This window comes from Mycobacterium sp. PTI7 (assembly GCF_056679845.1).
The window spans coordinates 5,362,560-5,381,198 of the sequence record NZ_CM155252.1 but is presented as its reverse complement, the minus strand read 5'-3'; the positions used below and the strand labels follow the sequence as shown (position 1 = coordinate 5,381,198).

At 68.6% G+C, this 18,639-nt stretch carries 17 protein-coding genes; 12 read left to right on the top strand and 5 right to left on the bottom strand.

The features are described 5' to 3' along the window. Positions 1–40 precede the first annotated feature (40 nt). Positions 41–928 (bottom strand): oxygenase MpaB family protein, encoded by an 888-nt coding sequence (locus AC1MEY_RS25875; protein ID WP_480228195.1) that lies wholly within the window; start codon positions 926–928, stop codon positions 41–43. A 72-nt stretch (positions 929–1,000) separates the two neighbouring features. Here AC1MEY_RS25875 and AC1MEY_RS25870 point away from each other — a divergent pair, with 72 nt between their 5' ends. The 10 genes from AC1MEY_RS25870 (at position 1,001) to AC1MEY_RS25825 (ending at position 12,891) form a co-directional block, all read left to right on the top strand. Further along, entirely contained in the window at positions 1,001–1,660 is a 660-nt protein-coding gene (locus tag AC1MEY_RS25870) for a TetR/AcrR family transcriptional regulator (protein WP_480228194.1), read from the top strand. A 327-nt stretch (positions 1,661–1,987) separates the two neighbouring features. Next, positions 1,988–3,124, top strand: a complete 1,137-nt coding sequence (locus AC1MEY_RS25865; protein ID WP_480228193.1) for an alpha/beta hydrolase — start codon at positions 1,988–1,990, stop codon at positions 3,122–3,124. A 31-nt stretch (positions 3,125–3,155) separates the two neighbouring features. Further along, on the top strand, positions 3,156–4,109 hold the full coding sequence (locus AC1MEY_RS25860; protein ID WP_480231676.1) for a 2-hydroxyacid dehydrogenase: 954 nt from the start codon (positions 3,156–3,158) through the stop codon (positions 4,107–4,109). A gap of 85 nt (positions 4,110–4,194) precedes the next feature. Next, positions 4,195–6,375 carry an acyl-CoA dehydrogenase family protein gene (locus AC1MEY_RS25855; protein WP_480228192.1) on the top strand — a complete coding sequence of 727 codons (2,181 nt, stop codon included), beginning with the start codon at positions 4,195–4,197 and terminating at the stop codon, positions 6,373–6,375. 103 nt (positions 6,376–6,478) lie between these two features. Beyond that, positions 6,479–8,332: an outer membrane protein assembly factor BamB family protein gene (locus tag AC1MEY_RS25850; RefSeq protein ID WP_480228191.1), complete on the top strand. Its 1,854-nt coding sequence runs from the start codon at positions 6,479–6,481 to the stop codon at positions 8,330–8,332. Between the two features lie 81 nt (positions 8,333–8,413). Beyond that, on the top strand, positions 8,414–8,836 hold the full coding sequence (locus AC1MEY_RS25845) for a thiol-disulfide oxidoreductase DCC family protein (RefSeq protein WP_480228190.1): 423 nt from the start codon (positions 8,414–8,416) through the stop codon (positions 8,834–8,836). Between the two features lie 114 nt (positions 8,837–8,950). Next, complete coding sequence (locus AC1MEY_RS25840) at positions 8,951–9,853, top strand: LysR family transcriptional regulator (protein WP_480231675.1); 903 nt, start codon at positions 8,951–8,953, stop codon at positions 9,851–9,853. Positions 9,854–9,957: 104 nt separating this feature from the next. Beyond that, positions 9,958–11,457, top strand: coding sequence for an APC family permease (locus AC1MEY_RS25835; protein WP_480228189.1), 1,500 nt, complete (start codon positions 9,958–9,960; stop codon positions 11,455–11,457). Between the two features lie 27 nt (positions 11,458–11,484). After that, the gene (locus AC1MEY_RS25830) at positions 11,485–12,501 is read left to right on the top strand and encodes an aminotransferase class IV (protein WP_480228188.1); all 1,017 of its coding nucleotides are present in this window, start codon (positions 11,485–11,487) and stop codon (positions 12,499–12,501) included. A gap of 159 nt (positions 12,502–12,660) precedes the next feature. Next, positions 12,661–12,891 (top strand): acyl carrier protein, encoded by a 231-nt coding sequence (locus AC1MEY_RS25825; protein WP_480228187.1) that lies wholly within the window; start codon positions 12,661–12,663, stop codon positions 12,889–12,891. A gap of 64 nt (positions 12,892–12,955) precedes the next feature. Here the strand turns inward: AC1MEY_RS25825 and AC1MEY_RS25820 are convergent, their stop codons facing one another. Together AC1MEY_RS25820 and fadD2 are read right to left on the bottom strand one after the other, a co-directional pair. Next, a complete protein-coding gene (locus AC1MEY_RS25820) occupies positions 12,956–13,759 on the bottom strand; it encodes an SDR family NAD(P)-dependent oxidoreductase (protein ID WP_480228186.1) in 804 nt (267 codons plus the stop codon). A gap of 13 nt (positions 13,760–13,772) precedes the next feature. Further along, positions 13,773–15,488, bottom strand: a complete 1,716-nt coding sequence (fadD2, locus tag AC1MEY_RS25815) for a long-chain-fatty-acid--CoA ligase FadD2 (RefSeq protein WP_480228185.1) — start codon at positions 15,486–15,488, stop codon at positions 13,773–13,775. A 72-nt stretch (positions 15,489–15,560) separates the two neighbouring features. Between fadD2 and ligD the strand changes: the two genes are divergently transcribed. Together ligD and AC1MEY_RS25805 are read left to right on the top strand one after the other, a co-directional pair. Continuing rightward, positions 15,561–16,796 (top strand): non-homologous end-joining DNA ligase, encoded by a 1,236-nt coding sequence (gene ligD / locus AC1MEY_RS25810; protein WP_480228184.1) that lies wholly within the window; start codon positions 15,561–15,563, stop codon positions 16,794–16,796. A gap of 141 nt (positions 16,797–16,937) precedes the next feature. Next, positions 16,938–17,393, top strand: a complete 456-nt coding sequence (locus AC1MEY_RS25805; RefSeq protein ID WP_480228183.1) for an STAS domain-containing protein — start codon at positions 16,938–16,940, stop codon at positions 17,391–17,393. Between the two features lie 104 nt (positions 17,394–17,497). Here the strand turns inward: AC1MEY_RS25805 and AC1MEY_RS25800 are convergent, their stop codons facing one another. After that, a complete protein-coding gene (locus AC1MEY_RS25800) occupies positions 17,498–18,160 on the bottom strand; it encodes an SDR family oxidoreductase (protein WP_480228182.1) in 663 nt (220 codons plus the stop codon). Then, positions 18,157–18,588 (bottom strand): VOC family protein, encoded by a 432-nt coding sequence (locus AC1MEY_RS25795; protein WP_480228181.1) that lies wholly within the window; start codon positions 18,586–18,588, stop codon positions 18,157–18,159. Before AC1MEY_RS25795 ends, AC1MEY_RS25800 begins: the two co-directional genes overlap by 4 nt. Between the last annotated feature and the right edge of the window lie 51 nt (positions 18,589–18,639).

The window sequence follows — 18,639 nt, the reverse complement described above, 5'->3', positions numbered from 1 at the left end:
GACAGTCCGATGGGTCCGTTCCGGCTCGCGGACGCACACCTCAGATCAACGGGCGCCCCGTCCTGACGCGCCGGTCCAGGTCCTTCAGCAGGACGTTGAACGGGAACTGGCGGACGACGCTCGGCAGCGCGTGGTTGACCGTGCGCAGCACCGCGATCACGCGGTCGAACGCGCGCTGGCGCTCGTCGTCCCACGGCAGGCGCATCTCGTCGCGGAACCGCTGCGGCAGGAACCCGGTCGTGATCAGCAAGGCGAACGCCTCCAGCCGGCGCTGGATCGGTCCCGGTAGCCGAACGCCCCGGATGCGGTTGGCCGCGATCGGATAGAGGTAGTCGCGCAAGGTGTCGTCGATGTGTACCTCGTCGAGCGACCGCTGCCAGTAGTCGTCGAACGCGGCGCGGTCGGCCGGCCACATCTCCTGCGGAACCTGCAGCGTGGTGCCGAGATTCGCGCCGTCGACGTAGTGCTGATCGGCGGTCTCGTCGTCGAGTTCGCCGACGAACAGTCGATACACGTCGACGCCGCCCTTGTAGAGGCATGCCGCGACCCACAGCTGCAGGTCCTTGTCGAAGGCGTGGTACTTCACGGGGCTCTCGTCGGTCGAGTAGACCTGCGCGTGTGCGCCGTTGACGGCCCGCCGAAACGCCTTCTTCTGCGCGTCCGATCCCTTGGTCGCGACGGCGAGGTACGTGAACGTGGTGCGCGCCCGCTTGATCGGGTGCAGGTCGACGCGGCCGCTCTCGACGCGGCTCTCGTACACGCCGTAGCCGACGCCCGGGCGGGCCAGCTGCATGATCACGTTCGCCGGCCCGGCGAGCAGCGCGACGCCCATCAGCCCGTCGTCGAAGTGCGCACCGCGCCGTCGCCGCGCCGTCGACCTGGCGGGGGCGCTGATCGCCCGCTCGACGTGACTGTCGTTGACCGTCATCGGTCGCCCCTTCGGTCCAAATGTGAGAACGAGTGTTTCCTGATATTGCAGCCACAGTCGACGGGTGTCAAGATGGTGCTCGTGGCGGAGACCAGGGCGCAGGTGCGGCCGTATCGCGGCGTGGATGCCGCGCAGCGCCTCGCCGACCGTCGACGGCGGTTCGTCGAGGCCGGCCTCGACCTGCTCGGGGGGACCTCGGCGGGTCCGCCGCCCGAACTGACGGTGCGGGCGGTCTGCCGCGGCGCGGGCCTCGCGGCGCGCTACTTCTACGAGACCTTCACCGACAAGGACCAGTTCGTGGGTGCGGTGTTCGACAGCGTCATCGCCGAACTCGCCACGACCACGCAGGCCGCGGTCGCCTCGGCGCCGCAGGCCGAGCAGAACAGCGCGGGCATGGCCAACATCGTGCACACCGTGGCCTCGGACCCGCGGGTCGGACGACTGCTGTTCAATGCCCGACTCTCGAACGCCGTCGTCAACGCCAAGCGCGCCGAGTCGGGGGTGTTGCTGGCCACGCTGTACGGCCGGGAGATCGGCGTCGCGCTCAAGGTCGGCGGGGACCACACCACCCGCCGCGGGATGGCCACCGCGCACTTCGCGGTCGGCGGCGTGGGCCAGACCATCAGCGCCTGGCTGGCCGGTGACGTCGACCTCTCCCCCGACGAGCTGGTCGACCAGTTGGCCGCCGTCCTCGACGAGATCAGCCAGCCCCGCCTGTACGACGACAACTGAGACGTCGGGGTGCGCCGCCGGGCGGCTGCTCACGGTCAAGTCGTCTATCTTGCAGGCCATTTCGACGGTGCGACCGTCGGGGCACTAGAGGGCGACAATGCGCACGCGCCACCCGCGCGACGCTCCGGATCCTCGTCATCCGGCGGGATCGCCACGCGTTTCTCGACTCCGGGGTCTGGTCAAGATCAATGTGCGAACCTAACATCATCACGGACACCCCGGACCAGGATTCGAGGACGCCATGGCGGTCACATCTCGTGGGTGCTCGCCGGCTCCGCGCCGACGGATGGCGTTCGGGTGCGGGCACCATCACCGGGAGTCGACCCCATGAGCAGAACTTCCGACCAAACCCCGGGCGTGACGCGTGAATTCATCGGCGTCGACTCGCCATCGGCGCGGCGCGCCGGGTCCGGCGGCCATCCCTGCCAGGGCGTGTACTACCGCGGCGTCGGCCGTAAGCCCAAGGTGGCCATGATCGCCACGCACTATCAGGTCGACTTCTCCGAGCACTATCTCGCCGACTACATGGCGACCCGCGGCGTCGGGTTCCTGGGCTGGAACACCAGGTTCCGCGGCTTCGAGAGCAGCTTCCTGCTGGACCACGCTCTCGTCGACATCGGCGTCGGCGTGCGCTGGCTGCGCGAGGTCCAGAACATCGAAGCCGTGGTGCTGCTGGGCAATTCGGGCGGTGGCTCACTGATGGCCGCCTACCAGGCGCAGGCCGTCGACCCGCACGTCTCGCCCGCCGAGGGCATGCGTCCGGCACCGGGCCTCGGCGAACTCGACGCGGCCGACGGGTACGTCGCCAGTGCCGCCCACCCCGGCAGGCCCCAGGTGCTGACGGCGTGGATGGACGGTGCCGTGACCGACGAGTCCGACCCGGTGGCCACCGATCCCGACCTCGACCTGTTCGACCGCCGCAACGGCCCGCCGTACCCGGACGGGTTCCTCGAGCGCTACCGCGCAGCGCAGGTCGCCCGCAATCACGCCATCACCGACTGGGTCGAGCGCGAACTGGTCCGCGTTCGGGCGGCGGGGTTCTCGGACCGTGCATTCTCCGTGCACCGCACCTGGGCGGACCCGCGGATGGTCGATCCCACCATCGAGCCGACGAAGCGGCCCGGAAACACCTGCTATGCAGGGGATCCCGCGCGAGCCAACCGATCGGCACGCGGCATCGCCGCGGCCTGCACGCTGCGGAACTGGCTGGGCATGTGGAGCCTGCGGCACGCACAGACCAGCGCCGAACCGCACCTGGTTCGCATCGACAGCCCAGCGCTGGTGATCAACGCCGAACAGGACACCGGCGTCTTCCCCTCCGACGCCCGACGCATCCACGACTCACTGGGAAGTACGGACAAGACGCTCTGCGCCATCGACTCCGACCACTACTTCACCACCCCCGGCGCGCGCAGCGAGCAGGCCGACCTGATCGCGAAGTGGATCGCCAAGCGATGGCGGTGACGGCGCCGGACGTACGGTTGGTGCCGTGACCATCCGAGTGCTGGCCCACTTCGTGCCGGGCGACAAGGTCCCATCGCTCCTGACACCGCATTCCGCCTGGCTCGACGTCAGGTTCTGCGCCGAGAGCGACGACGCCGCGTTCCACCGCGAGCTGCCCGAGGCCGACGTCGTCTGGCACGTGCTCCGGCCGCTCTCGGGGGTCGACGTCGACGGCGCCGGGAAGTGCAGGCTCATCCACAAGCTCGGCGCCGGCGTCAACACCATCGACGTCGACGCCGCCACCCGGCGGGGCATCGCGGTGGCGAACATGCCCGGCGCCAACGCGCCCTCGGTCGCCGAGGGCACCGTGCTGCTGATGCTCGCCGCCCTGCGCAGGCTCGTCGCGCTCGACCGGGCCACCCGTGCCGGCGAGGGCTGGCCGTCGGATCCGACGCTCGGCGACACGGTGCGCGACATCGGCGGCTGCACGGTCGGGCTGGTCGGGTACGGCAACGTCGCCAAGCGGGTCGAGACCATCGTGTCGGCGATGGGCGCGACCGTGCTCCACACCAGCACCGGGGACGACGGCCACCACGGCTGGCGGCCGCTACCCGACCTGCTCGCCGAGAGCGACGTCGTTTCCCTGCACCTGCCGTTGACCGACGCCACCCGAGGGCTCATCGGCGCGGACGCGCTCGCCACCGTGCGGACCGACGCCGTGCTGGTCAACACCTCGCGCGGGCCCATCGTCGACGAGCACGCGCTGGCCGACGCACTGCGGGACGGACGCCTGGCGGCCGCCGGCCTCGACGTGTTCGGGGAGGAGCCCGTGCCGGCCGACAATCCCCTGCTGGCGCTCGACAACGTGGTCGTCACGCCGCACGTCACCTGGTACACCGCCGACACCATGCGGCGGTATCTCGCGGAGGCCGTCGACAACTGCGAGCGGCTGCGCGACGGCCGCGAACTGGCGAACGTGGTCAACGGGGTCCAGCCCACCTGGTGAACCTGGTGAACGACGTGCTTGACGCGCCTCCCGGTGCATTGGGTAACGTCGGTCCCAACCGACCGGTTGATCAGAGGAGACCCGCATGCCCATCGCGATCCTGTCCGAACACACCGACCTGGCCGACTCGGTGCGCTCGTTCGTCCAGCGCGTGGCCCCCTCCGAGGTGCTGCACGAGGCGCTGGAGACTCCGATCGCCAACCCGCCGTCCTTCTGGAAGGGCGCGTCCGAGCAGGGCTTGCAGGGCGTGCACCTGTCCGAGGACGTCGGCGGTCAGGGCTTCGGCATCCTCGAGCTGGCCATCGTCCTTGCCGAGTTCGGCTACGGCGCGGTGCCCGGCCCGTTCGTCCCGTCCGCGATCGCCAGCGCGCTGATCTCAGCCAACGACGCCAACGACAAGCGGCTCGAGGGTCTGGCGTCCGGCGAGGTGATCGCCGCGTACGCCATCGACTCCAGCCTGACCGCGACCCGGCAGGGCGCCGGCCTGGTCATCCGCGGCGAGGTCCGCGCCGTGCCCGCCGCCGCACAGGCCTCGCTGCTGGTGCTGCCCGTCGCGATCGACGGCGACGAGGCATGGGTGGTCCTCGACGCCGACCAGGTCGAGATCGAACCGGTCGCCAGCGTCGACCCGCTGCGCCCGCTGGCGCACGTGCGCGCCAACGCGGTCGAGGTCGACGACGCCCGCGTGCTGTCCAACCTGAGCCGCACCCGGGCCCGCGCCCTCATGTCGACGCTGCTGTCCGCCGAGTGCATCGGCGTGGCGCGCTGGGCCACCGACACCGCCGCCGAGTACGCCAAGATCCGGGAGCAGTTCGGCCGCCCGATCGGCCAGTTCCAGGCCATCAAGCACAAGTGCGCCAACATGATCGCCGAGACCGAGCGGGCGACGGCGGCCGTGTGGGATGCGGCGCGTGCGATCGACGAGACCGGTGACGACACGAACTACGAGTTCGCCGCCGCCGTCGCCGCCACCCTCGCCCCGGCCGCCGCACAGCACACCGCGCAGGACTGCATCCAGGTGCACGGCGGCATCGGCTTCACCTGGGAGCACGACACCAACGTGTACTACCGGCGCGCCATCGTGCTCGCGGCGTGCTTCGGCCGGGCCGCGGACTACCCGCAGCAGGTCGTGGACGTCGCGACGGCCACCGGGATGCGTCCGATCAACATCGACCTGGACCCCGATACCGAGAAGCTCCGCGAGGAGATCCGCACGGAAGTCGATGCGCTGAAGGCGATGTCGCGCGAGGAGCGCACCACGGCGATCGCCGAGGGCGGCTGGGTGCAGCCGCACCTGCCGAAGCCGTGGGGCCGGGCCGCCGCACCGATCGAGCAGATCATCATCGCGCAGGAGTTCGCCGGCGGATTGGTGAAGCGCCCGCAGATGGGCATCGCCGCCTGGATCATCCCGTCGATCGTGGCCTACGGCACCGACGACCAGCAGCAGCAGTTCCTGCCGCCGACCTTCCGCGGCGAAATGATCTGGTGCCAGCTGTTCTCCGAGCCCGGCGCCGGCTCCGACCTGGCCAGCCTGACGACGAAGGCCACGAAGGTCGACGGCGGGTGGCGCATCACCGGCCAGAAGATCTGGACCACCGGTGCGCAGTTCTCGCAGTGGGGCGCGCTGCTCGCGCGCACCAATCCGTCGGCGCCGAAACACGGTGGCATCACGTACTTCCTGCTCGACATGAAGTCCGAGGGCGTCGAGGTGAAGCCGCTGCGCGAACTCACCGGCAACGCGATGTTCAACACCGTGTTCATCGACGACGTGTTCGTGCCCGACGAGATGGTGCTGGGCGAGGTCGACCGCGGCTGGGAGGTCAGCCGCAACACGCTGACCAACGAGCGCGTGTCGATCGGCAGCAGCGAGCCTCCGTTCCTCGCGAGCCTCGAGCAGTTCGTGGAGTTCGTGCGCGACGGGCACTTCGACCAGATCGAGCAGCACGACGCGGGCAAGCTGATCGCCGAGGGCCACGCCGCGAAACTGCTCAACATGCGCTCGACGCTGCTCACGCTGGCGGGCGGTGATCCCATGCCCGCGGCCGCGATCAGCAAGTTGCTGTCGATGAAGACCGGCCAGGGGTACGCGGAGTTCGGGGTGTCGTCGTTCGGCACCGACGCCGCGATCGGCGACCAGGGCGAGCTGTCCGGCAAGTGGGCGGAGTACCTGCTCGCCGGGCGCGCCACCACCATCTACGGCGGCACGTCCGAGGTGCAGCTCAACATCATCGCCGAACGCCTGCTCGGCCTCCCACGCGATCCGTAGGGGTCCCTCCTCGCGTTCTGACGGCGCCTGCACGCCGGGCGCCGTCGTCCGTCGATTTGATCATCACCGCGAACCTGCGACCACTGGGCATTACGGTCGATCCATGGTGCCCACCGCTGCCGGCTCACTGCTGCCCTACGGTCGCATTCCGACCGGTGACGGGCCCTCGCTGCTCGCCGTCGCACCCGGCGGCACGGTGTACGTCTCCAATAAAGGTGACCAGACCATCACTTCCTGGGACCCAGCGGCGCACGAGACGACCACCTTTTCCTCCCTTCCCGGTCCATGGGCGCTGGCGGTGAGTCCGGACGGCGAACTGCTCTACGTTCTGCACGCCCCAGCCACCGGGCCCTACGTGGTCGACATGATTCGGACCGCGGACCGCGCGAGGGTGGGTCAGGTACGGATCGACGACCGCCCAGGTGGCGAGATCGCATTGTCGCCCAGCGGGACTCGTCTCTACGTGGCGACGAGTGCGGGCATCACGGTCATCAACACGTTCAATCAGTCCATCGTCACGAAGGTGTCCTTCGGGGGCAGGCCCACCGGTGTCGCAGTCACACCCGACGGCAGTCGTGTCTACGTCACGGGCCAGGAGAGCGACACCGTCACCGTCATCGACACCGCCACGAACACGGTCGCCCGCACCATCCCGGTAGGGCCAGAGCCCTACTACGGCATTGCCATCACGCCCGACGGTCGCCGCGCGTACGTCCCAAACCACAACGACGGAATGAGCCCGGGCACGGTTTCGGTGATCGACACCGATCCCGGAAGCGGCACCTACCACTCGGTCATCGCCACGGTGGCAGTCGAACTCGCTCCCGTCAGTACTGCAGTGAGCCCGGACGGAAGCGTCGTGTACGTGGCCGGCTCCCTGGGTTCGCTCACGATCATCGACGTGGCGACCGGCGAGGTCGTCCGAGTCATCTCGCTCGGGGAACGCGACACCTACGATGTCGCGGCCAGCCCTGACGGCGAGTACGTCTATGTCAACAGCCTGCTCACCGATCACGTGCTCGTGTTCCGGGTAGCGCCCCCAGAGCTGTACACGATCGTCGACACGATCTCCGTTCCCGACCACCCGCAGAGCGTCGAGGTCAACCCCATCGACGGTAGCCTTTGGGTCACCAGCCCGGATTTGTACGTGTCCTTCGTCGATCCCGACCGCACCGTGACGAACTTCGGTGCGCAGCTCGACCACGGCATCTTCGACGTCGAGTTCAGCCGAGATGGCCGTTCGGCGTACTTGACCTGGCGCGACCGGGCGGTCCAGGTCTTCGACACCGCCTCGCGGACGCCCATCGGATTGATCGCGACACCAAGAGCCACGACCTACGTCGAGACCGACCCGAACGGCACGTTCGCCTACGTGGCGAATGTGGGAGGTTCCGCGGAGACCGTCACGGTGATCGACACCGCCACGAACGCCATCGTACGGTCGATTCGACTCCCCAACGTTTCAGCTGGCGCACTCTGCGTCTCCCCGGACGGCGCCTACATCTACCTGGTCGACGAGAGAAGCGGAAATGTCCTGCAGATCGACGGCGCAACCGGGTCGTTAGCCAAGACCATCGTCGTCGGCGACGCCTTCAAGTTCGTCGTCGTCAGCCCGGACGGCAAGACGCTCTACACCGTGGACGACGGCGTCGCGTCCGCAGGATCGTCTGCGCGAGCGCGGGTTTCGGTCATCGATGTCGCGTCCGGAGCGGTGTCGAAGATCGAACTGAATGGTCTGACCCCGTGGAACCCGATCCTCAACTCGGATGGCACCCGGCTGTACGTCGCCCAGTCGGAGTGGAACAGCGTCGCGGTGATCGACACCACGGTCAGACGGCTCATCTCGGTGGTCAACGTGGGAAGGAACCCCCGCGGAATGGCGATCAGCACCAACGGTGAATTCCTCTACGTGGGTAACTTCGACGACGGCACCGTGTCCGTGATGAAGATCGCGTAAGTAGACATCACCACCGCCCGTTCGAAGACTTCATGGACCGGTCGCCGGTTGGCACACCCCCGCACGGGGAAGGACAACGACATGACGTCGATCGCTCCCGTCCTGCTCTACGACGGCGTGTGCGGGGTGTGCAACCGCGGTGTCCGCACCATCCTCCGGTTCGACCGGCGGGGCACACTCCGCTTCGCGGCGCTCGACAGCGAGTTCGCCCGTGACGTGACCGCGCGGCACCCGGAGCTCCGGGACGTCGACTCCGTCGTCTTCGTCACCGATCCGGGGCTGCCCGGCGAGAGGGTCGACGTCCAGTCGGCGGCGATGTTCCGCGTCGCGGAGTACCTCGGCGGCCCGTGGCGGCTGACGCTGGCGGCCCATGCGATCCCGCGCCCGCTGCGCGACTGGGCGTACGCGCGCTTCGCCACGGTCCGCTACCGCATCGGCGGCCAGTACGACACCTGCCCGATCCCGCCGCCCGGGGTGCGCAGCCGGTTCATCGACGCCGCCTGACGCGAGTTCTGCCGACGCGTCGTTGCCGCACGCATCGCGCGACGCTGGTGCAGAATTCGTCTGACGTCGGCCGGCAGGAGGTGACCCACGAGCAATCCCGGGTCGGCCGTCACCCTGCGCCAGCTCCGATACTTCGCCGTTCTCGGCGAGGAACTGAACTATCGCCGCGCCGCCGAGCGGCTGTTCATCACCCAGCCCGCGCTGTCGACGGCGATCAAACAGCTCGAGCACGCCTTCGAGGTGGTGCTCTTCACCCGTAGCACCCGCGAGGTCGCGCTGACCGACCTCGGGGCGGCGTGGCTCCCGCAGGTGCAGCAGGCGCTCGGCGGCGTGGATGCCGTCGTCGACAACCTCGTCACGCTCTCCGGCACCCGGCACGGCGTGCTCCGGCTCGGATACCTGATCGGCACCGGAGCAGACCTGCTCTTCCGCCTGGTGCGGCACTTCGAGGCGGCCTACCCCGACGTCACCGTCGAACCGATCGAGTACGACTTCGCCGATCCCACCGCGGGCCTGGCCGACGGCAGCACCGCGGTCGCGATCATCCGACCGCCCGTCGACCTGCCCGAGCACCGCATGCTGATGCTCGACGCCGAGTCGTGGGTGGCGTGCCTGCCGCGCGACCACCGGCTCGCCGAGCGCAGCGAGGTGGCGATCGCCGAACTGCTCGACGACCCCATCGTGTGCGCGCCGCTGACGGCCGGTCCGTGGCGCGACTACTGGCTCGCGATGGACGTGCGGGGCACCCGACCGCCGACGATCGCGGCGGTCGCGGCGACGTACGAGGCGGAGACCACGTCGATCGCGCGCGGACTCGGCATCAGCTTCACGTCGTCCTCGGTGGCCCGCTTCTACGAGCGACCCGGCATCGTTTACGTCCCGATAACGGATCGGCCGCCGAGTTACACGGCGCTGGCGTGGAAGCCGTCCGGGCTGTCGCCACAGGCGGACGCGCTGGTCAGGCACGTGCAGACGCACTGGAGCTTCGGCGAGACACCGACTGTCGAACCTGATTGATAACCGCTCGTTATGAGCAGATCAAAACAATGAACTTCCGGTGGACGGCTGCGGACGATTACCTGTTCCTAGGTGTAGACCCGAAGCCCTGACCTGGAGTGATCATGACCGATGCCCTAGCCTCCACCACTCATCAACCACCGCCCGTCAACGACGAGGACCAGCGCCTCACCGAGTTCGGCTACGAACAGAAACTCGACCGCTCGGTCGGCCGACTCGCGTCGTTCGCGATCGGCTTCGCCACGATCAGCGCCACCACGGCGGTGTTCACCGGCTTCGGCGCCGGCTACTTCACCGCGGGCGCGCCGTTCGTCTGGACGCTGCTGCTGGCCGCCGCCGTCTTCCTCGTCTGGGTCGTGATCGCCGCCGACCTCACGGCGAAGATCCCGCTCGCCGGCTACGCCTACCAGTGGACCAGCCGCATCCACGGCTCGACGCTCGCCTGGTTCACCGGCGTCATGGCACTCGCCGGATGGGTCTGCGGCATGACCGGCGTCGGCTTCATCCTGTCCGGCTATCTCGGCGGACTGTTCGGCTGGGACATGTCCCAGACCGTCCAGATCCTCGTCGCGATCGGCGTCATGGCCGTCTGCATGCTGGTCAACCTCTACGGCGTGCGGTTCGCGACGATGGTCAACAACATCGGCGTCAGCCTCGAGTTCGTCATCACCATCGGCGCGACGATCCTCGTCGCCGTCGTCGCGTTCTCCGCCCCCGAGAACCACCAGTCGTTCTCGGTGCTCTTCACCGGCGGCACGTCCGACGGCGCCACCCCGTACATCGTCGCGTGGCTGGCGGCGTCGCTCGGACCGTTCTTCGGATTGATCGGCGTGGAAGCCAGCGCCGACGTCGCAGAGGAGACCAAGGACGCCCGACACGTCATCCCGCGCACCATGTTCTACGCGCTGACCGCATCGATCGTCATCGAGTTCCTGATGTACGTCGTCTACGTGCTGGCCATCAAGGACGCCGCGGCCGTCGAGGCCAACGGCGCGGCCCCCATCGAGGAGATCATCACCCAGCAGGTGGGCCCGGTCGTCACGAAGATCGTCGTGGCCGTCGCACTCACCAACGTCATGGCCTGCATCCTGGCCAACATCCTGGTGGCCACGCGGCTGACCTATTCGATGGCCCGCGACAACATGCTGCCGTTCTCCCACGTGTGGCGACACGTCTCCACCACCAACCGCACCCCGACCTACGCGGTGCTCGGACTGTTCGGACTGTCCACCGCGCTGCTGCTCCTGGCGCTGGTCAGCGAGAAGGCCTTCTTCCTGATCCTCGGCCTGTCGGCCCTGGCGGTGTTCGCCACCTACGTCCTGCAGACCATCGCGCTGATCATCGGTCACCGCCGGGGCACCATCCCGACCGCCGAACCGGGCACGTTCGACCTGGGCCGCGCCCGCATGCCGATCTACGTGTTCGGGCTGATCGTGTTCAGCCTCGTCTGCGCCGCGCTGATCCTGCTGCCGCAGTTCGCCGGCAACAAGTGGGTGTTCCTCGGGCTCGTCGTCCTCGCCGGACTCTGGGCCGCGACGGGCCTGCGCAAGCGCCTCGCGACCGGCGAGGCGGGACCCGACTATGCCAAGACCCACCTCTCCTGACCTCGACTCACTCCGAAGGGAATCAGCATGACCACAACACATCTCGGCACCAGCAACCTCGTCGCCGTGGAACCGGGCGCCATCCGGGAGGACACTCCCCCGGGCTCGGTGATCCAGTACAGCGACTATGAACTCGACACCACCAGCCCCTTCGCGGGCGGCGTCGCCTGGATCGAGGGCGAGTACATGCCCGCCGAGGACGCGAAGATCTCGATCTTCGACACCGGCTTCGGCCATTCCGACCTGACCTACACCGTCGCGCACGTGTGGCACGGCAACGTCTTTCGACTCGACGACCATCTGGACAGGCTGCTCGACGGTGCGCGCAAGCTGCGCCTGGAGCCGGACATCACCAAGGACGAACTGGCCGACATCACCAAGCGCTGCATCGCGATGTCACAGCTGCGCGAGTCGTTCGTGAACCTCACCGTCACGCGCGGGTACGGAAAGCGCAAGGGCGAGAAGGACCTGACCAAGCTGACCCATCAGGTGTATATCTACGCGATCCCCTACCTGTGGGCGTTCCCGCCCGCCGAGCAGATCTTCGGCACCACGGCGATCGTGCCGCGCCACGTGCGTCGCGCCGGCCGCAACACCGTCGACCCGACCATCAAGAACTACCAGTGGGGCGACCTGACGGCGGCCAGCTTCGAGGCCAAGGACCGCGGCGCCCGCACCGCGATCCTGCTGGACTCCGACGGCTTCGTCGCCGAGGGACCCGGCTTCAACGTCTGCATCGTCAAGGACGGCGTGCTGGCATCGCCGTCGCGAAATGCATTGCCCGGCATCACCCGCAAGACGGTGTTCGAGATCGCCGACGCGATGGGCATCGAGGCGACGCTGCGCGACGTCTCCAGCCGCGAACTGTACGACGCCGACGAGATCATGGCCGTCACCACCGCCGGCGGCGTCACCCCGATCAACTCCCTCGACGGCGAACCGATCGGCGCCGGCGAGCCCGGGCCGATGACGGTGGCGATCCGCGACCGGTTCTGGGCGCTCATGGACGAGCCCGGCCCGCTGATCGAGGCGATCGAGTACTGAGCCCCGACCATTGACGCCGAGTGTGACTCTGACGACGGAACACGCGAGTTTCGCGTCGCCAGAGTCACACTCGGCGCGGGTCGTGACCGTCGTTTGGGTGCTTCCCCCTCGGGTACCGGCAGCGTCGTCCACCCACATCCGCGCCAGAGGAGGAGCATCATGCCAAGCGGTGAAACCGGATTCGACGACGTCAGTTTCGACGTCATCTCCGTGCAGTACCACTCGCTGAAGGCGGGTCACGACTACGGGCAGTACGTGCGCGACGCCCGCAACGCCGGCCTCGACGACGTCGCGTCGTTCTTCGAGGACGTCATGAGCCAGGACGCCGAGCGGGCGAAGCGCTGCCACGGCTTCCTGGCCCAGCTGCAGGGGGCAGGCGCCACCAGCTGACGAGCCGGTTGTGGAGTATTTCCGGCGCTCACCGCCGGAAATACTCCACGACTCGCAAGAAGGCTCAGGGCAGGATCGAGTCGACGTAACCGCCGTCGACCCGTAGCGCGCCGCCGGTGGTCGCCGACGACAGCGGCGACGCCAGGTAGGTCACCATGTTCGCGATCTCGACTGGCTCGATCAGCCTCTGCAGCAACGACTGTGGGCGGTGGACGCGCATGAACTCGCGCTGGGCCTCGTCCCACGGGAGTTCCTTGTCGACCAGCTCGTAGACGAAGTCCTCGACGCCGGCGGTGTGCGTCGGCCCGGCGATCACGGAGTTGACGGTGACGCCCGTGCCTGCGGCGTCCTTCGCGAAGCCGCGCGACACCGCGAGCAGCGCGGTCTTCGAGACGCCGTAGTGGATCATCTCCACGGGCGTGACGATCGCGGAATCGCTGGCGATCTGGATGGCCCGGCCCCACCCGCGCTCGACCATGCCGGGCAGGTAGGTACGGATCAGCCGGACCGCGGCGAGGACGTTGACGTCGAAGTACGTCCGCCACTGCTCGTCGGTGATCTCCCCCGCCGGGGTCGCGCCGAAGATGCCGAGGTTGTTGACCAGGACGTCGACGTGCGGCACCTCGCCCAGCAGCTGGTCGACGCCCTCCGCGCTGCTGACGTCGACCGCCGCACCGACGACGTCGGCCCCGGTCGCCTCCCGCAGACGCGCGGCTGCGGCGTCGACCTTCTCGGCCGACCGGCCGTTCACCACGACGCGCGCGCCGCTGCCCGCCAGCCCCTCGGCGATGGCATACCCGATGCCCTGAGTCGATCCGGTGACGAGTGCGGTCTTGCCCGAGAGGTCCTTCACGGTGGTGTCTACCACCGTGGCAGCGGAACTATTCCGACTCGGGCTTCGCAGGCTCCCCATCGATGTCGGCCGTCTGCCCGCCGACCTCGTGCTTGGCCAGTTCGCGCTTGAGGATCTTGCCCGTCGGGTTGCGCGGCAGTTCGTCGATGAAGATGACCTCGCGCGGCACCTTGTAGCGCGCCAGGTTCTCCTTGACGTAGGCCTTGATCGCGTCCTCGTCGACGCCGGCGCCCTCGGTCTTGACGACGAAGGCGCGCAGGCGGTGGCCCCACTCCTCGTCCTCCACGCCGAGCGCGGTGGCCTCGACCACCTCGGGGTGTCCGCTGATCAGGTCCTCGACCTCGGCGGGGAAGACGTTCTCGCCGCCGCAGACGATCATCTCGTCGTCGCGGCCGCTGACGTAGAGCAGGTCGTTCTCGTCGAAGTAGCCGACGTCACCGGACGACATGAGACCGTCGATGATCTGCTTGTGCCCGCCGCCCGTGTAGCCCTCGAAGGGGAAGGTGTTGCCGACGAAGATCCGGCCCACCTCGCCCTTGGGGACCTCGTTGCCGTCGTCGTCGAACAACTTGACGCGCACGCCCTTCACGACGGGGCCGACCGTCGACGGGTTGATCGCCAGGTCCTTCGGGCGCGCGATGGTCGCGAACGCGATCTCGGTGGACCCGTAGAGGTTGTAGATCACCGGGCCCAGGTCCTTGAGCGCCCGGTTGGCCAGCTCGCCGCCGAGCTGCGAGCCCGACACGAACACGATCCGCAGGCTCGACAGGTTCGGCTTGGGGTTCGTCTTCTCCAGCTCGTCGAGGATGCGCGACAGCATCACCGGCACCACGACCATGGCTGTCACGCGGTGCTTCTCGATGTCGGCCAGCACCGTGGCGGGCTTGAACTTCCGGCGCAGCACCAGCGTGCAGCCGAGCATCGAGGCGATCGTCGAGTGCAGCAGTCCGAGCGCGTGGAACATCGGCGCGGGCAGCGACGTGACCTCACCGGCCTTGAACGGCACGTGCGACAGCACGCCACCGATCGGCGCGAGCGACGGCGGGGTGCTCCGGTTGGCGCCCTTCGGCGTGCCGGTGGTGCCGCTGGTCAGGATGATGATCTTGGCGTGCTTGTCGCTCTTGGGCGGCGGGGTGTTCTCGTTGCGGGCGATCAGCTCGGCGAGCGTCTCGTCAGTGCTCTCCGAGGGGTCGGAGTTGTCCGGGTTGGTGGGCAGCGCGCGCAGCTTGCCCAGCTCCGGGTCCGCGGCCGAACACGCCTTCGTGTACTCGTCGTCGTGGATGATCAGCTTGGCGCCCTCGCGTTCGGACACCTCCTTGATCTGCGGCCCGGAGAACTCGCTGTTGAGCAGGATGATGCGTGCGCCGACGCGAGCCGCGCCGTAGAACGCGATCGGGAACCACCGGTGGTTGCGGATCAGCAGCGCCACCCCGTCGCCGCCCTGGACGCCGAGGCCCCGCAAGCCGTGCGCAACGGCGTTGATCGCCTCGTCCAGTTCCTTGAAGGTGAGCTGGCCGTCGTCGTCGATGATGGCGGTGCGGTGCGGCGTCCGGCGGGCGTTGAGCGCGGGGATCATGCCGAACTCGCCCCACTTGCGGATGTCGGTCAACATCCCGGCCATGTTCTGCGGCGCCTCGATCTTGAGGGCGCCCGCCTCGAACATCTTGCGGGCGTAGTGCAGTTCGGCTGCCCCGCGCTCCAGGTACTGCTGAGCCTTCGCGGGCAGGTCAGTGAGGTCGATCATGTCGACCACCCTATGTGACACGTGTCGGCTTCCGGCCCCGAACTGAGACCGCTCACAACTACGATCGACGACATGGCGAGTTCGCTGTCTCTGGAGGTCGGCGGGCGCACGCTGAAAGTCACCAACCCGGACAAGATCGTCTTCCCCGACGCGGGGGTGACGAAGCTCGACCTGATCGAGTACTACCTCGCCGTCGCGGACGGTGCCCTGCGCGGGGTCAGGGGCAGGCCGATGATCCTCAAGCGCTTCGTCAAGGGGATCACCGAGGAGGCCGTCTTCCAGAAGCGGGCGCCCGAGAACCGGCCGGACTGGATCGAGGTCGCCGAACTGAAGTACGCGTCCGGGACGTCGGCCAAGGAGGCGGTGCTGCGCGAGACGGCGGGGCTGGTGTGGGCCGTGAACCTCGGCTGCGTCGACCTCAACCCCCACCCGGTGCAGGCCGAGGACCTCGAGCATCCCGACGAGCTGCGCGTCGACCTCGATCCGATGCCGGGCGTCGAGTGGCAGCAGATCGTCGACGTGGCGCTGGTGGCCCGGGACGTCCTCGCCGACCACGGCCTGACCGCGTGGCCCAAGACGTCCGGATCGAAGGGATTCCACGTGTACGCGCGGATCGAGCCGCGGTGGCCCTACAAGCAGGTCCGGCTGGCCGCGGAGACCATCGCCCGCGAGGTCGAGCTCCGCGCCCCGGACCTGGCGACCAGCCGCTGGTGGAAGGAGGAACGCGAGGGCGTCTTCGTCGACTTCAACCAGAACGCGAAGGACCGCACGATCGCGTCCGCCTACTCCGTGCGGTCCCGTCCCGACGCGCGGGTGTCGACGCCGCTGACGTGGGAGGAGGTGCCGGGTTGCCGCCCGGAGGCCTTCACGGTGGCGACGGTGCCGGCCCGCTACGCCGACCTGGGCGATCCGTGGGAGGGCATGGACGACTTCCCCGGCGGGCTGGACGCGCTGCTCGAACGCGCCAAGGAACTGGGCCCCGCCGAGAAGGCGCCCCGGGGTGCGCGGCGGGCCAACGGCGCCGGTGGGCGCACCTCGACGATGCCGCTCATCGAGATCGCGCGCACCAAGACCAAGGACGAGGCCCTCGCGGCACTCGACACGTGGAAGGCCCGGCACCCCGCGGCGGCCGACCGTCTGGAGCCCGTCGACGTCCTCGTCGACGGCATGCGGGGACCGAGTTCCATCTGGTACCGGATCCGGATCAATCTGCAGCACGTCCCGGACGATCAGCGCCCGCCGCAGGAGGACCTCATCGCCGACTACTCGCCGTGGGAGAAGTACTCCGGTCCGCAGGGCCGAACTTGACGGCCAGAGTCTTAGCAACTGTTTAGGGCTGACTCCCCAGTACCTTATGTTCGCCGCATAACTTCGGTACTACGTCGAGGACACCGGGCACGTACGCAGCAGTACAGCCGCCCTCGACCAAGTATCGAAGGGAGACCGCACATGGGTATCACCACCCGGCTGCCGGCTTCGAAATCCCCGTTCCGGTACGGCAATCCGACCATCGACTGCAAGGGTGCCGAAGTGCACACCCTGTGCAAGCAGCTCGCGTCCGTCATGACGGTCACCGGCGTGGTCGACCAGGACAACGTCGACTGCCTCGGAGATCAGGCGCGGCACTGCATCATCCCCGAGAAGTCGTTCGTGCTCGACCTCACCGGCGTCGACTCGTTCGCCAAGGCCAGCATCGCACTGCTCGACGCGATCGACGACGCCTGCTACGACGCCGGCGTCGAATGGTCGCTGGTCGCGGGTGAGGCGCTGACGCACATCCTGCGCGTCCACGCCCAGGACCCGACCCTGCCCGTCGCGCACTCGGTTCCCGAAGCGCTGCACCACTTCTCGGACGTCGCCGACGAGCGCCGCCGCCTCCTGCCCGTTCTCACCAAGTCCGCTTAGCCGGAAGGGATCACGACATGTTGCTCGACGTTCGCTGGCTCGCCCACCTCCTGCGCGGCCGCCGCAGGCATCCTGCGACACCCGCTCACACCGCCTGACCCGACCTAAGTCGTCAGGCCCGAGACGGCCTCGGCGATCGGGGTGTCACCGCCGACGAGTTCGAAGGTGACCTCCGCCGCGTCGTCGCCCCGAAGTAGCTCCGCCAGCACCGCCGCGACGTCCGCCCGCGGAATGCTGCCCCGTCCGGTCGTCGTCCCGACGGTCACTCGGCCCGTGCCGGGGTCGTCGGTCAGCCCACCCGGACGCACGATCGTCGTGACCAGTTCACTGCGCTCGCGGACGTTCGCGTCGGCGGCCGACTTGGCCTCCAGGTACGCGGCGAACACCTCGTCCTGACCGTCGGTCTTCTCGTCGGCGCCGATCGCCGACACCATGACGTAGCGCCGGACGCCTGCGGCGACGGCGGCGTCGGCCAGCAGGATCGCCGCATCGCGGTCGACCGTCTGCTTGCGGTCCACACCGCTGCCCGGGCCCGCCCCGGCGGCGAAGACGACCGCGTCCGCGCCGTCCAGCGTGCCGACGAGGTCGGCCACCGACGTGTTCTCCAGGTCGATGACCACCGCCTCCGCGCCCGCGGCCGCCAGATCGTCGGCGTGCTCCGGGTTGCGGACGAGTCCGGCCACCGAATCGCCGCGGTCGGCGAGCATCCGTTCGAGCAGCAGGGCGATCTTGCCGTGCCCGCCGGCGATGACGATGCGCCTACTCATGATGCGAACACCTCCGAGTCGTCGGCGAAGGCCTTGAACTCCAACGCGTTGCCTGCGGGGTCCAACAGGAACATGGTCCACTGCTCACCCGGCCGGCCCTCGAATCGCACGTATGGCTCGATGACGAAGTCGACATCCGCGGTGCGTAGCCGATCGGCGAGATCATGAAACCTCGGCACGGTCAGGATCAGTCCGAAGTGCGGCACCGGGACGTCGTGACCGTCGACGGGATTGTGGACGGGCCCCACCCGGCCGGGTGCGAGGTGCGTGACGAACTGGTGTCCGGCGAGATCCCAGTCGACCCAGGTGTCGGCGCTGCGACCTTCGCGCAGGCCCAGCACCTCGCCGTAGAACCGGCGCGCGGCCGCCAGGTCGTCCACCGGCATCGCGAGGTGGAAGCGCGGGATGGGCGAGTCGAGAACGGTCATGTGGCACTCCCTGCTGTGGCGTCGGGTCACCACGCCAACGCCGGGCCCCGG

Excerpts from the sequence above, each read along its gene's own strand:
- AC1MEY_RS25875 (WP_480228195.1), bottom strand. The coding sequence starts at position 928 with ATGACGGTCAACGACAGTCACGTCGAGCGGGCGATCAGCGCCCCCGCC.
- AC1MEY_RS25870 (WP_480228194.1), top strand. The coding sequence starts at position 1,001 with ATGGTGCTCGTGGCGGAGACCAGGGCGCAGGTGCGGCCGTATCGCGGC.
- AC1MEY_RS25865 (WP_480228193.1), top strand. The coding sequence starts at position 1,988 with ATGAGCAGAACTTCCGACCAAACCCCGGGCGTGACGCGTGAATTCATC.
- AC1MEY_RS25855 (WP_480228192.1), top strand. The coding sequence starts at position 4,195 with ATGCCCATCGCGATCCTGTCCGAACACACCGACCTGGCCGACTCGGTG.
- AC1MEY_RS25850 (WP_480228191.1), top strand. The coding sequence starts at position 6,479 with ATGGTGCCCACCGCTGCCGGCTCACTGCTGCCCTACGGTCGCATTCCG.
- AC1MEY_RS25845 (WP_480228190.1), top strand. The coding sequence starts at position 8,414 with ATGACGTCGATCGCTCCCGTCCTGCTCTACGACGGCGTGTGCGGGGTG.
- AC1MEY_RS25835 (WP_480228189.1), top strand. The coding sequence starts at position 9,958 with ATGACCGATGCCCTAGCCTCCACCACTCATCAACCACCGCCCGTCAAC.
- AC1MEY_RS25830 (WP_480228188.1), top strand. The coding sequence starts at position 11,485 with ATGACCACAACACATCTCGGCACCAGCAACCTCGTCGCCGTGGAACCG.
- AC1MEY_RS25825 (WP_480228187.1), top strand. The coding sequence starts at position 12,661 with ATGCCAAGCGGTGAAACCGGATTCGACGACGTCAGTTTCGACGTCATC.
- fadD2 (WP_480228185.1), bottom strand. The coding sequence starts at position 15,488 with ATGATCGACCTCACTGACCTGCCCGCGAAGGCTCAGCAGTACCTGGAG.
- ligD (WP_480228184.1), top strand. The coding sequence starts at position 15,561 with ATGGCGAGTTCGCTGTCTCTGGAGGTCGGCGGGCGCACGCTGAAAGTC.
- AC1MEY_RS25805 (WP_480228183.1), top strand. The coding sequence starts at position 16,938 with ATGGGTATCACCACCCGGCTGCCGGCTTCGAAATCCCCGTTCCGGTAC.
- AC1MEY_RS25800 (WP_480228182.1), bottom strand. The coding sequence starts at position 18,160 with ATGAGTAGGCGCATCGTCATCGCCGGCGGGCACGGCAAGATCGCCCTG.
- AC1MEY_RS25795 (WP_480228181.1), bottom strand. The coding sequence starts at position 18,588 with ATGACCGTTCTCGACTCGCCCATCCCGCGCTTCCACCTCGCGATGCCG.